A 12,023-nucleotide genomic window follows, 5' to 3' on the forward strand; every position below is an offset into this window, starting at 1 on the left:
AGGAAGTCAATCAGGAACATACAAATCTGTTGTATATGGATGTATGTATTTTTTTCGGGAGTTCGAGTGTACGCCTCGACTACCGCAGACTCCGTGTATTTCCACATAAAGGCAGACACAATACGGGAAATCCGTGCGGGACAAGTGGTGGAACTGACGTATGCTTTGGTCAATTCCCAGTTCGACACGGCTTCTTATCCGGTATTCAATGACAACATTGAAGTGGTGAGTGGTCCGAAACAACATAAATGTAGCAGTTACACACTTGTGGACGGAGTGGGAAGCAAGAGTGATGAAACCTGTTTCAGCTATCTTGTGCGGTTCAGGAAAAGCGGCGAGATTCAGCTCCCTGCCGCATCTGTAACGGTAGGGAACCGTACCTATACCACTCCTGAATGTCGTGTGCATGTAAATTCCGCCGGAGTGGACAGAAAAAGATTGAAATGCAGTTTGAATGTGGAGCAACTGGTCGGAGATTACGTGAGATACTGTGCCACCCTTACCTGCAATACTCGTCCCGATCAGAATCCTCCGTTGTTGTCAATTAACGGGGAAACAACCCGTCCAAGCAGCACATCCTATTCAGGTTCAGAAGGCAAGGAAGAATATGTTTACCGGTATTATTTTAACAGCGAAGGCTATAAAGTAGCTTGCGAGAAACTGACCTTTGGAGGGAAAGCATATAAACTCCGACCACGAAAGTGCAAAAAGAGGCACTAACAAAAGGTGCAGCTATTAGAGATTAGGAAACACACCTGCCGGGTGACGTTTACCACAATAAACAGCACCTACGGGTGATCTTACAAATACATTAATAACAACTTAAAGATGAACATAAAAAACAAGATATACCATATAGCCTATTTTCTCCTATTTGGAATAATAGTGGGTATTTTAAGGTGGTCTATATGTATAGTAGATACAAATGGAACAATGGATTTCACCCCATTTCTACAAACGTTCTTGTTGATAGTCGCATTGTTATTGTTTGTAATCTTAGATATTATTTTGCATAAAATAGCCTTGAGAGCGATTTCGATTACCATTCTATTGTGTTTCAATATATGGTCATATATCTACTATTTCAAAATGGAAGAATTGCAAGAATATTGGAGTGGACTTAAATATTCACCTTATGACGCATATCTTCCGCCCAATATTGATGATTTCATTTTTGTATGGTTGGCGAGCCAAATTCTTGTTTTTTATTTATTCTTGACAATATGTATTTCATATCTATTGAAAAGAAAAGAGTTATTAACGAAGCAGGATAACGGACAAGCCGTTCCCTGCTAACCATTAATATTAAAAGGAAACACTATGATACCTGATAAATTGAAAGATGATTTTAATTCATTGAGAAATATGTTTGATGAATTGAAAAGAGAAATTGATAAGAATGTTGTAAGGGAAGAGAATTACAAAGGTGAGTTCTACGAAATATCCCCTTATTCTTATCAAAGAAACAGGTTTAAGCAAGGGAAAATAGTTGGAAATGTAACTTCTCTCAAAACAACTAATAACCTATTTACTTATTATTTCGATGTAAAAAATCAAATTATAGAAATCCGAGAGGGCTTGGAACTTAAAAATCAATTCTATTACACCTTTTTCATTTATGAAAAGGAACTTATGAAAACTATTGCATATGATAATAGCAAACGTATTGTGAATGTCCGATATTATCAATATGGAAGTAATGGTAAAATAGAGAAAATGTATTCAAAGGGTTCTCGTGGAAGTAGAGAAGAAACATATTTTTATGAAAATGACCGCCTACAAAAAATAGTTATAAGACAATTTGATAGAAATGATATTGAACAGGATACGTTACAACATTCATTTGATTATAAACCTAATGGAGAATTAAAATCTATTATTCTTTCGACAGAATTATATTCTGAAACAATCTATCAGGAAACATAAATTTAATATTAACAAGACGGGATAACGGACTAACGCCGTTCCCCGTCAAACCATTATTCGCAATAACAAATGGAGAAAGAAGAAAACTACATATCAAATCTTGATTGCTCGCTTTGGCGAGTTGATGATTTGGGGCTATATGCCGCCAAATCCCCTATCCATATCAATTCTTTGGGCGGTAACTTCGATGCGTGGTTTGATATGGATGGCGAGAGTTTTCCTACCGACAAACAGCTTACTGCATGGACGGAATTTTGCAATGTAAATCCAATGGATATGAAAGAAATAATAATGAATGGTCTTATAAAATTGGCAGATAAAATGGATGCTCTGCCCAATGATGTAGAACTGGAGTATGGTCCAATATATAAGCCAATAGTAATTTCAAGAAATGTCAAACGCTCTGTTGAAGTCATTAAGCATAGTGAAAGACCATTAGGAAAAATGGCAAAATCCACCTTAAAATGCAGTTCGGTTGTTGTGCCGTTACAAGATAAAGCACCAGTTAGATTCATTGTAATGAACTTTGAAATTGGTCATCGTCCTTATGAAATGGAAGCTGTTTTTTGTAATGAAAAGATGCTTATGGTTGGTGAAAACTCTGGCGTTTGGACTCGCCTTGAATGGATAAATGAGTTTAATATTCCAAAGTTTAATATTGAAACGGCATTACATCCATATTGGCGACCTGAATAATATGCGAATAACAAGCACCTGTTCCGCCTACGGCGGCAAGCTGCATCCCATTACCGATAAAACAGAAAATATACAGTCATGAATAAAACTCCTTTTAAAGATTTTGACTTTTCCAGTTTTTGGGATAATAATGAATATGCCCAAAAATATTATATAGGGACAACACCTACTGATGAAGAAGTTAAAGATATTGAAAATGAATTGGGATATAAATTGCCCCAATCTTATATTGCGCTGATAAAACAATGTAATGGTGGAGAACCTGTCAATACATGTTTTCCAACTTAAATCCCGACTTCTTGGGCAAATAACCATATAACAATAAGTGGAATTATGGGAATAGATAAAGATAAACCTTATTCTCTTTGCGGAGAAATGGGAAATCGTTTTTGGATTGATGAATGGGGCTATCCAACCATTGGAATAGCGATATGCACCACTCCTTCTGCCGGACATGATATGATATTCTTGGATTATCGCAAATGTGGTTTAGCAGGAGAACCAAGTGTTGTCCATATTGATGAAGAAAACGATTATAAGATTACTACGCTTGCAGCATGTTTTGAGGAGTTTATTCGTGGGCTTGTTAATTCAAAAGACTTTGAAAGTTAAACCATCGGTAACAAAGCGTGCTAACGCTTGACAGCGTTCCCCGCTTAGCCATTAGTGATATTGTTAAAATATGAAGTTATTATCAAAAGAAATGTTTGCAAGTGAAATAAGGCAATATGTACATCATGACAATTATGATGCTATAGAAATTGCCCAATACGCCTTTTTATGCTATTCTGATTATATAATTACAGATGAAAAGTTGAAAGAGGTCGTCTATGAAATAATGATGATGGATGCTGATTCATGCATGGAAATGGATAGAATCGAGCTTGTCAATTACATAGAAAATATGCTTTGTATTAAAATATAAAATATCACTAACACGCACCTCAATCGCCAGAAATGGCGATTAGCTGCCAAACATTAATATTAAAAGGAAACACTATGATACCTGATAAATTGAAAGATGATTTTAATTCATTGAGAAATATGTTTGATGAATTGAAAAGAGAAATTGATAAGAATGTTGTAAGGGAAGAGAATTACAAAGGTGAGTTCTACGAAATATCCCCTTATTCTTATCAAAGAAACAGGTTTAAGCAAGGGAAAATAGTTGGAAATGTAACTTCTCTCAAAACAACTAATAACCTATTTACTTATTATTTCGATGTAAAAAATCAAATTATAGAAATCCGAGAGGGCTTGGAACTTAAAAATCAATTCTATTACACCTTTTTCATTTATGAAAAGGAACTTATGAAAACTATTGCATATGATAATAGCAAACGTATTGTGAATGTCCGATATTATCAATATGGAAGTAATGGTAAAATAGAGAAAATGTATTCAAAGGGTTCTCGTGGAAGTAGAGAAGAAACATATTTTTATGAAAATGACCGCCTACAAAAAATAGTTATAAGACAATTTGATAGAAATGATATTGAACAGGATACGTTACAACATTCATTTGATTATAAACCTAATGGAGAATTAAAATCTATTATTCTTTCGACAGAATTATATTCTGAAACAATCTATCAGGAAACATAAATTTAATATTAACAAGACGGGATAACGGACTAACGCCGTTCCCCGTCAAACCATTATAAAACAATATGTATATCAAAGAACTATCGAAAGGAATAAAAATAAAAGGTTTTAAAAAGAATAGCTTAACTTGGTTATGCCAATGTGATCCTTTTGTTTATATGTTCAGAATTGAACCAGGCAAATATTGTGATAAAAATTGGCAATATTATACTTTGGAGATAGGAATCTATTCTTCAGATGTTTTTGCTTTGTGTTGGGGTAAAGTGCCAAAGGGTAAAAGTGTAAAAAATACAGATTGTTGTTTGAGAGGTAGCATTTCTGATTTCTTTCAAGAAAATGGCGACATTGAATTTTATGAAGATGTAGATGTAAAGGAATTACAAGAAAGAATAAATTTCTTAATTGAAAAAGATATTATTCCTTTCTTTAATAAAATAAAATCATTTGAAAAGCTATATAGAATAATGCTTTTCTACGAAGAAAAGGCTATTCAACAAGAATTGCATCAAATATATATTGCTTGTATTGAATATATAATGAATAAAAAAAATGATGCTTTAATACGATTAGAGAAAATCAATAATCAAGTATGGAAGAAGAAGGCACAAGAAGTAATAATGAGAATGACTAACAAACAACTAAGTGCTGAAAACAATTAGTTGCAACCCATTATCATCAATTTGAAATTGACATTATGAACTGGTATATTTATTGGTATTTTACAATTAGGTATTTCTTCTGGGGATTACTTGGATATGGTAGAGCTGGAAATAACATTGGCTTTTTGTTTTTCCATCTCCCATTTATTGCATTGATAATGGCACTGATAGCACCAATCCATTTTGTTCATGAAGCCAAATACGTTGCTTTCCTATCTGTTTCCATCTTATTTATGCTTATAAATGAAATCGTATTTTGGGATGATACAAAAAGATACCGAAGATGGGACAACCATTACAGGAACAATAACACCAACAGGAAGAATTGGTTTTTTGTTGCTATCTCTATAATAGGCATAGTAGGTTGGCTTTTTCTCCCGCTTCTACTTAAAGACTATTATACCAATAGGTAAATTGAGTTTATAACAAAGCGTGATAACGCCTACCAGCATTCCACGCTATCCCATTACTAACAATAGTGAGATGAATAAAACAGTTCAATCCATAGTATTATTGACAGCTTTCAGTGCTTTGCTGATAGCCATTACATTATTTTGTGGTGGCTTAGGCTTTGGTCGTCTGTTCGGTATATATGGCATTATGGAATATTGTCTTTTGGGTATGCTTGTAATCATAGATATACTGGTAATCTACAAGGTCTATAAACTATATGCAATGCAACTTAAAACCATAATGTTATTGTTGGGCTTGGAAGGTTGCTCTATCCTTTTGTGGCTTGCCTTTATCTGTATAGACCAAAGTTTATTGGATTGGCAAATTACAAACTTCATATTGCAAGCTGTTTGTTTAGACGGCTTCACGGGAGATGAACGAGGATTGAATATGCTTGCAGTCTTATGTGGTATTGTTTATCCCCTTATTGGGATTGGGTGTTTATTCACCGGATTGGGATTTGTAAATAAGTTAGTAACAACGAAAGATAGCATCTGACGGTGTTCCTTTCCAAGCCATTATGAATAATAAAGGAATAAAAAATACAGATAACTATTTTGAACGAGTGAAGCAACGTGCCAACCGGACGAATTACAGATACTATTTTTTTGACTACCTATATTTCAAGGGAGAGGTTTGGGGCAAGAAGATAGGACGGATGTCAGGTTTTATACTGCTGTTTTGGTATTGGTGGTGGATAGTAGTTCTGCCCGGCAACTTTCTCCTGATTAACAGTGTACCGCAATGGTCGTCCTTACATCTTGGCTATTTAGGTGCAATGTTTTTGCTTATTTGTGTATTTATTCTTGCACGATACAGGAAAGCCCGTGTACAGGCATTGTTGAACCGCTACCGCCGCTCTAAGCATATCAGCGCGGTACAGGCATATTTTCTGTTCCTGCTGCCCTTTGTACTTTTCTTCTTAGAAACATGGCTGTTCGATGAATGGGGGTGGACGGATTGCGTGAGGTGGAACAAATGATATGTCATTCATATATAAAACATCAGATATGGAACAACGAGTTCATAACAAGGAAAGTTAACTCCTAAACGGAGTTCCTTTCCAACCCACTAATAATAATTGAGAGCATGAAAACAGTTATATCATTATTCTTTTTATTGTTGCCCCTAATACAAGGTTGCGGGTTCGTATATGAACAGCATCTTACCGGAAACTACTACTTGATAGCGGTAGATACCAAAGATGATATGGACGTGTGTTATCACAGGCAGAAAGATGATAATGCACCCTATACGGGAATAACCGGAGCAAATGTTTATGCAGTGGGATATGACGATGAATTTATTCTTGTCAAGGCATATCGTGCTTTGAGGGACAGCATGGGCGTTTCCTTACAGCGTTATGACAAGAATACAACCGAATATTACATCATTCCCGTAAATAACGCACAAGAAGCATGGGAAGCACAAGAAAACAAATTCGGGGCACTCAGTAAAAAGGACTTTGAAGCTAAACGAAAAGAACTGGGAGTACCAGATGATATAACTTTCAAGAGGCTATAATATATTATTAACGAGAAAAAAGCAATGAACCATGATACACTGGATAAAGAAACTGTTCGGGATAAGATGCTCCGAACAGATAACGGAAGAGTTGATAGAGCGTCTTCCTGCCGATAAACTCTGCCGGAAATATATCGACGGAGAACTGGCAAGCGATATGGAGAGCGAAGTATTCGACTGCATAATGTGCGCGGTGGAACTGCACGCGGAGGTCATCAACGGCGGTTTCAACCAATACTACTACAATTCCGGTGGCGAACGTGCGCAAAAAGCCGAGGACACCTTTGTCAAGCTCGGAGCAGACCGGATCGCTGATGTCGTGAAACGAGCCAACAACCAATATGCCGCCAACCGGGATGAACTGCAATCGGTATGGGACGGAACGAAGGAAGGATTCGCCCACGGGTATAAAGAGAAGCTCTTTGATGCCTTCGATGATGAGTACTATGCCTTTATGAAGAATGACCGGCAACTCTACACGATGATAGGCACATACATCAAACAGCATCCGCAGGAGTTTCTCACAGGAATGACCGAGTGATATTCAACATGATATTGTTACCCGAAGGACATGATAGATTATCTGTATTATCGGTTTTATAGATTGTGGCTTTGTTCCTCTTTAGCAGAGGGAGCCGCATTTATGGCTATGCTTCTATTTTCGGTCATACTGAGTACCAACGTATTGACCGTATGGGGGATGCTGACCCGATACGGCATTGTCGCATATCCCTCCGATATTCAGTATTATATTATCGAGGGCGGCATTATTGCCTTGTTGAGCTGGCGGTTCTTTTTCAGGAAACGTTACGACAGGATTATAGCCAGATATGACGATGAAAGCCCAGTGCAACGCAAATCCGGTGCATGGGTTCTTGCGCTGTATGTAGTGTCTACCATTGCCGTTTTCTTCTTGGAAGCGTTGCAACGGCAAGGAAAAATATGACCGTGTTGGGATTTTCGGCAAGATTTGGAACTGCTTGTTACTTTATAAACCCGATATTTGCCGCAAAAACAACATGATGAGATTGACAGCCCTGCTACGGCACACAGCCGATATATATCCCATACATTCCGCAAGTCTGCAAAGCATAACGGACAAGGCGGAAGAACTTGTAAAGAAACGTTACTCCGTAAGCCGTATGGTACGCGAAATGGAGAGTTTCGCCCATGATACAGAGGTGCTGCGCCTGATTGTCAGCACATTCAAATCCATTCCTGTCCAGCCTACATTGAAAATGCGTGACTATAAGCCTTACATGGCTCTTGTGGCATGCTCGCCTGAAGATTTTGCATTCTGCTACCTGTGCAATGACCTCGTAGCCGTCTATGAAACGGAGTGCCGGACACCGGAACTGATGTTTTTCTGCGACCTGCTCCGCTGCATGAGGGGACGCTCCTATCTTAACTGTGTGACCAACCGGGTGTGCGACTACTTTTTCAGGGCGCGCCGTGACACCCTCCGCCATATCTCCAGCCCTCTGAAGGAATCTGAAATGCAATATGCGGAAAGCCGTCTGAAAGAACTGGAAGAAGCGGTCTTCCGCCTGAAAGTGAAGATGTATAAGTGGCACACCTTTACAGCAGAGGAGCTGGCAGGGATGTGTGGCATGAGCTATTCCCATTTCCGAAGCCGTTTTGAAGAATATTACGGCTGTTCCGCGACCGACTGGCTCCGGCAGGAGCGCATAAGCCGTATCAAGGAAGACCTTTCCTACCGTCCCGAACTTGCCCTGAAGGAAGTGGCTGAACGCAACCGGTTCCTCTCTGCAAGTAATTTTTCCGACTTCTGCAACCAGCAGGTTCTCAAGACACCCGGAGAACTGAAAAAAGAGGGATATGAGGAATGGTGCGAGAGAAGGATGAAATACTGGAACAGTGAATCATGAGCGCGTTTCCGGCAAGATTTGGAAGATGCGGCTATGACGGCACGCATATTCCTGACAAATGAGAGATTCAGCAATTATTATATACACGGCTTATGAGATACTGGAAAATTTAAAGTCGATTGACCCACTATTATACTCTAAATTGACCCATCAAAAAAATATTAGATTTAAATAAAGAAAAATGCATTTTAACCCGGGTCATTTTCAATTATAATAATCTACAATATATACTATTTCTTTTTAGCATTAATCTTTCTTACAGAATCCCCGGTAAGTTCAATCTTGTGTGCTGTATGTACAATTCTGTCCAGGATTGCGTCAGCTACTGTAGGATCACCAATTGCATCATACCAGCTTTCGACAGGAAGTTGTGATGTTATTATGATTGATTTTAATCCGTGTCTGTCTTCTATTATTTCCATAAGGATTGACCTTTCCCTGGCATCCAGTCCTATAAGAAACAGATCGTCAAGAATCAGCAGTTGACACTTTTCTATTTTTTTCATCTCAGATTCTATAGTGCCCTTGTTTTTGGCAATTTTAAGCTGTCCCATAAGCTTTGACGCATTTGAATACAAAGTCTTTATTCCATTCTTACATGCCTCATATCCTATGGCTGAAGCTATATAGCTTTTACCTGTACCGGAGCTTCCCGTGATGAAAACATTCTGTCCGTCTCTTATAAAATCAAGAGATGCAAGTCTCTCAAGCTGGTTACGGTCAAGGTTACGTTTTATGGTATAGTCTATTTTTTCCATATATGCCTTATATCTGAAGTTTGCAGACTTTATCAGTCTCTCAATGCTTACATTGCGTCTGTAATCATATTCGCTTTCAAGAAGCCATTTAAGAAACTCATCGTTTGTCATACCATCAGAGGATGTGGTCCTGCAGTCATTTCTATATGTTTCAAGCATACCGTAAAAACGTAACTTGGAGAGTAGTTCCATTATTCTGTCCATATTTTTTCCGACAGTTCTGCTTGTTTTATTATTACTTGTCATTTTTATCCATGTTTTTAGAGTTAAAATAATCCTTGCCTCTGAGATTTCTGTGTTTGGGGGTAAGTTCTGGAGCCTGTCCCTCCATCTGTACATGATACTTCTCATCTTCCCTGTTTACCAGAATACTTTCAAGTTCGTTGTATCCGAACATACCGAATTCCATTGCCACCTGACATGAAAGAACCACCCTGTCATGTCCGAAACGCTCCACAAGACTTAATATGCCATCGGCTGAACGTACGGCCTGGACCGGATATTTCTTGGCAACGGCCACACGCTTTATGTACTCTTCCAATACCGGATCAATTTCACATGCCTTGCGGTATATATCATCCATTCTGATTCTGTATTCATGTGGCACTCCCGAAAGTTTGTGGGACGGTTTTTCTGAATAAGTGAAAGGTGTATCATCCTTTCGATGTGTCGTTATGTGTCTGAACTTATGATATATCTCCACTGTGTCCCCATCATACAGTAATTCTACAGTATCGCCGATATACTCTTTAGGAACACTGTAATAGTGATTGTTAAGCGATACATAACTGTTTCTCATGACAGTTGCCGTTTTCCGGCTTTTTGATATAAATTTTGTTGCCGGCAATGTATGCAGCCTGTCTTTCTCGACCTCGAGGAAACGTTCCCGACGGCTGTAGTTGCGATTGTACATCTTTCGGCTGTTCAACGCATCCGTATGCTTCATTATTTCTATGTTCAAGGCTTCAAGATCATTGAATTTCAATCCCGTCATCTTTGAATACACCTCCCTGTAGAGCAGTCTTACAGCATTCTCAACCAGAGCTTTGTCTTTAGGCTTTCGTACTCTTGCCGGGAAGACAACACATCCATAATGGTCTGCAAATGCAGCAAAGTCGTCATTGATTACAGGTTCAACACCTCCAGGCTTTGTTACGGCTGATCTCAGGTTGTCTGGAACTATGGCATTGGGGACACCTCCAAAATAATGGAAAGCATTTTCACATGCCTGGATAAGGTGTTCTTTCTTTTGTGATGGTACAGCCTCGTAATAGGTAATCTGGCTGCATGGAAGTATGGCGGCAAATACTTCTACGGGAACCTTATTGCCTGTTCTTTCGTATGAGAGATAAAGTTTGTCACCGGCAAAATCCACATACATCTGATCACCGGCTATATGATCTATGCGTCCAACAGGAATCTTTACTTCCCTTTCTCGTCTGATATACAAACAAAAAGAACAGTAGCTGTAACCTTGTGGACGATTTTTAAGATATTCCTCATACAAGGACCTTCTTGTTGTCCCACGGACCTTAAGTCGTTTCATGTAATCAGGTATACGTTCTTGAAGATACTTATACTCTGCAGATCCAGACGATTCTTTGTCAGTCTCCGTACCGAAAAGCTCATGCAGATGCTGCTCGTCCATTTTCAACAGACGCTCAAGTTCTATACCCATATCTTCGTATATACGGATATAACGTTTGACTGTATTACGTGAAACAAGGAGAGAAGAACTGATACCGCGGATACTCATTCCTGACTGATAACACCGCAGTATGTGCTTGATTCTTATTTTCATTCTTTAAAATTTTATTCGGTTAATAATACCGGGTTAAAATGCTTTGTAAAGTACGAAAACAAGACTGAAATATGGTAATTATATAGGGGCAATTTTTATTATAATCACAGCGGATCAGTTTCGGTTATAAAGGTGGGTCAGAAGACTTTTATAATAGTGGGTCAATCGACTTTAAATTTTCCAACAGGACGATAGAACTGAATCACAGGCTCAGAAAATACAGGCAGAAAGCTAAAGAGTTGCTATGTTCCAAGGAAGGACTGAAACACAGAGGACAGAGATGCATAGAACCGGAAGCCGTGTTCGGACAAATGAAAAACAATATGAATTACAAACGTTTCCGCCATTTTGGAAAGGATAAGGTCTTCATGGACTTTGCCTTCTTTGCCGTTGCCTTCAATATAAAAAAGATGTGTGCAAAAATGGCTAAAGAAGGTATGGATTGGCTGATTAGACGGTTTTATGAGTTTACAGTAGCTATATTTAGATGTTGCGAACACATAAATCAAAGAAATCCTCAAAATATCGCAGCTTAAAGAAAATGAACCGAGTTGTATAGTAATGAATAAAAAAGAAGGTGTATCGTACATTACGACACACCTCCTTCTTGAGGTTCCTGGCGGATTCGAACCGCCGTACACGGTTTTGCAGACCGCTGACTAAGCCACTCATCCAAGGAACCATTATTTCTCGTTTGCGGTTGCAAAGGTAG

Annotated in this window: 15 protein-coding genes, 1 tRNA gene and 2 pseudogenes; 15 read left to right on the forward strand and 3 right to left on the reverse strand. The window is 38.4% G+C overall.

Annotated features, from left to right (window positions below; all coding sequences use genetic code 11):
• The first annotated feature begins 39 nt into the window (after nucleotides 1–39).
• The 14 genes and pseudogenes from A4V03_RS12260 (at nucleotide 40) to A4V03_RS12330 (ending at nucleotide 8,752) form a co-directional block, all read left to right on the forward strand.
• Complete coding sequence (locus A4V03_RS12260; RefSeq protein WP_065539095.1) at nucleotides 40–720, forward strand: BatD family protein; 681 nt, start codon at nucleotides 40–42, stop codon at nucleotides 718–720.
• A 600-nt stretch (nucleotides 721–1,320) separates the two neighbouring features.
• A complete protein-coding gene (locus A4V03_RS12270; protein WP_065538033.1) occupies nucleotides 1,321–1,926 on the forward strand; it encodes a hypothetical protein in 606 nt (201 codons plus the stop codon).
• 69 nt (nucleotides 1,927–1,995) lie between these two features.
• Nucleotides 1,996–2,622 carry a hypothetical protein gene (locus A4V03_RS12275; RefSeq protein ID WP_065539096.1) on the forward strand — a complete coding sequence of 209 codons (627 nt, stop codon included), beginning with the start codon at nucleotides 1,996–1,998 and terminating at the stop codon, nucleotides 2,620–2,622.
• A 78-nt stretch (nucleotides 2,623–2,700) separates the two neighbouring features.
• A pseudogene (locus tag A4V03_RS12280) lies at nucleotides 2,701–3,234 on the forward strand (SMI1/KNR4 family protein).
• A gap of 70 nt (nucleotides 3,235–3,304) precedes the next feature.
• Entirely contained in the window at nucleotides 3,305–3,547 is a 243-nt protein-coding gene (locus A4V03_RS12285; protein WP_065538035.1) for a hypothetical protein, read from the forward strand.
• Nucleotides 3,548–3,621: 74 nt separating this feature from the next.
• Nucleotides 3,622–4,227 carry a hypothetical protein gene (locus A4V03_RS12290; protein WP_065538033.1) on the forward strand — a complete coding sequence of 202 codons (606 nt, stop codon included), beginning with the start codon at nucleotides 3,622–3,624 and terminating at the stop codon, nucleotides 4,225–4,227.
• A 65-nt stretch (nucleotides 4,228–4,292) separates the two neighbouring features.
• Nucleotides 4,293–4,886, forward strand: coding sequence for a DUF4304 domain-containing protein (locus A4V03_RS12295; protein ID WP_065538024.1), 594 nt, complete (start codon nucleotides 4,293–4,295; stop codon nucleotides 4,884–4,886).
• Between the two features lie 35 nt (nucleotides 4,887–4,921).
• Nucleotides 4,922–5,299, forward strand: coding sequence for a hypothetical protein (locus A4V03_RS12300; protein ID WP_065539097.1), 378 nt, complete (start codon nucleotides 4,922–4,924; stop codon nucleotides 5,297–5,299).
• Nucleotides 5,300–5,369: 70 nt separating this feature from the next.
• Entirely contained in the window at nucleotides 5,370–5,837 is a 468-nt protein-coding gene (locus A4V03_RS12305; protein ID WP_065539098.1) for a hypothetical protein, read from the forward strand.
• A gap of 22 nt (nucleotides 5,838–5,859) precedes the next feature.
• A complete protein-coding gene (locus tag A4V03_RS12310) occupies nucleotides 5,860–6,321 on the forward strand; it encodes a hypothetical protein (protein ID WP_065539099.1) in 462 nt (153 codons plus the stop codon).
• A gap of 107 nt (nucleotides 6,322–6,428) precedes the next feature.
• Entirely contained in the window at nucleotides 6,429–6,863 is a 435-nt protein-coding gene (locus A4V03_RS12315; protein WP_065539100.1) for a DUF3997 domain-containing protein, read from the forward strand.
• A 31-nt stretch (nucleotides 6,864–6,894) separates the two neighbouring features.
• Nucleotides 6,895–7,404 (forward strand): DMP19 family protein, encoded by a 510-nt coding sequence (locus tag A4V03_RS12320; protein WP_065539101.1) that lies wholly within the window; start codon nucleotides 6,895–6,897, stop codon nucleotides 7,402–7,404.
• Between the two features lie 30 nt (nucleotides 7,405–7,434).
• Nucleotides 7,435–7,809, forward strand: a complete 375-nt coding sequence (locus tag A4V03_RS12325) for a hypothetical protein (RefSeq protein WP_065539102.1) — start codon at nucleotides 7,435–7,437, stop codon at nucleotides 7,807–7,809.
• A 73-nt stretch (nucleotides 7,810–7,882) separates the two neighbouring features.
• Nucleotides 7,883–8,752 (forward strand): helix-turn-helix transcriptional regulator, encoded by an 870-nt coding sequence (locus tag A4V03_RS12330; protein WP_236588637.1) that lies wholly within the window; start codon nucleotides 7,883–7,885, stop codon nucleotides 8,750–8,752.
• A 230-nt stretch (nucleotides 8,753–8,982) separates the two neighbouring features.
• On the opposite strand, the gene istB is transcribed toward A4V03_RS12330, so the two are convergent.
• Nucleotides 8,983–9,756, reverse strand: coding sequence for an IS21-like element helper ATPase IstB (gene istB, locus A4V03_RS12335; protein WP_065539093.1), 774 nt, complete (start codon nucleotides 9,754–9,756; stop codon nucleotides 8,983–8,985).
• On the reverse strand, nucleotides 9,746–11,311 hold the full coding sequence (gene istA, locus A4V03_RS12340) for an IS21 family transposase (RefSeq protein ID WP_065539103.1): 1,566 nt from the start codon (nucleotides 11,309–11,311) through the stop codon (nucleotides 9,746–9,748). Before istA ends, istB begins: the two co-directional genes overlap by 11 nt.
• A gap of 182 nt (nucleotides 11,312–11,493) precedes the next feature.
• Between istA and A4V03_RS12345 the strand changes: the two are divergent.
• A pseudogene (locus A4V03_RS12345) lies at nucleotides 11,494–11,847 on the forward strand (transposase); the annotation flags it as partial.
• Nucleotides 11,848–11,921: 74 nt separating this feature from the next.
• Here the strand turns inward: A4V03_RS12345 and A4V03_RS12350 are convergent.
• A tRNA-Cys gene (locus tag A4V03_RS12350) sits at nucleotides 11,922–11,993 on the reverse strand.
• Nucleotides 11,994–12,023: the final 30 nt, after the last annotated feature.

The sequence above is a fragment of the Bacteroides caecimuris genome, assembly GCF_001688725.2.
Lineage (GTDB): Bacteria > Bacteroidota > Bacteroidia > Bacteroidales > Bacteroidaceae > Bacteroides > Bacteroides caecimuris.

Coding starts and splice junctions, on each gene's coding strand:
- A4V03_RS12260 (WP_065539095.1), top strand. CDS start 40: ATGTATGTATTTTTTTCGGGAGTTCGAGTGTACGCCTCGACTACCGCA.
- A4V03_RS12270 (WP_065538033.1), top strand. CDS start 1,321: ATGATACCTGATAAATTGAAAGATGATTTTAATTCATTGAGAAATATG.
- A4V03_RS12275 (WP_065539096.1), top strand. CDS start 1,996: ATGGAGAAAGAAGAAAACTACATATCAAATCTTGATTGCTCGCTTTGG.
- A4V03_RS12285 (WP_065538035.1), top strand. CDS start 3,305: ATGAAGTTATTATCAAAAGAAATGTTTGCAAGTGAAATAAGGCAATAT.
- A4V03_RS12290 (WP_065538033.1), top strand. CDS start 3,622: ATGATACCTGATAAATTGAAAGATGATTTTAATTCATTGAGAAATATG.
- A4V03_RS12295 (WP_065538024.1), top strand. CDS start 4,293: ATGTATATCAAAGAACTATCGAAAGGAATAAAAATAAAAGGTTTTAAA.
- A4V03_RS12300 (WP_065539097.1), top strand. CDS start 4,922: ATGAACTGGTATATTTATTGGTATTTTACAATTAGGTATTTCTTCTGG.
- A4V03_RS12305 (WP_065539098.1), top strand. CDS start 5,370: ATGAATAAAACAGTTCAATCCATAGTATTATTGACAGCTTTCAGTGCT.
- A4V03_RS12310 (WP_065539099.1), top strand. CDS start 5,860: ATGAATAATAAAGGAATAAAAAATACAGATAACTATTTTGAACGAGTG.
- A4V03_RS12315 (WP_065539100.1), top strand. CDS start 6,429: ATGAAAACAGTTATATCATTATTCTTTTTATTGTTGCCCCTAATACAA.
- A4V03_RS12320 (WP_065539101.1), top strand. CDS start 6,895: ATGATACACTGGATAAAGAAACTGTTCGGGATAAGATGCTCCGAACAG.
- A4V03_RS12325 (WP_065539102.1), top strand. CDS start 7,435: ATGATAGATTATCTGTATTATCGGTTTTATAGATTGTGGCTTTGTTCC.
- A4V03_RS12330 (WP_236588637.1), top strand. CDS start 7,883: ATGATGAGATTGACAGCCCTGCTACGGCACACAGCCGATATATATCCC.
- istB (WP_065539093.1), bottom strand. CDS start 9,756: ATGACAAGTAATAATAAAACAAGCAGAACTGTCGGAAAAAATATGGAC.
- istA (WP_065539103.1), bottom strand. CDS start 11,311: ATGAAAATAAGAATCAAGCACATACTGCGGTGTTATCAGTCAGGAATG.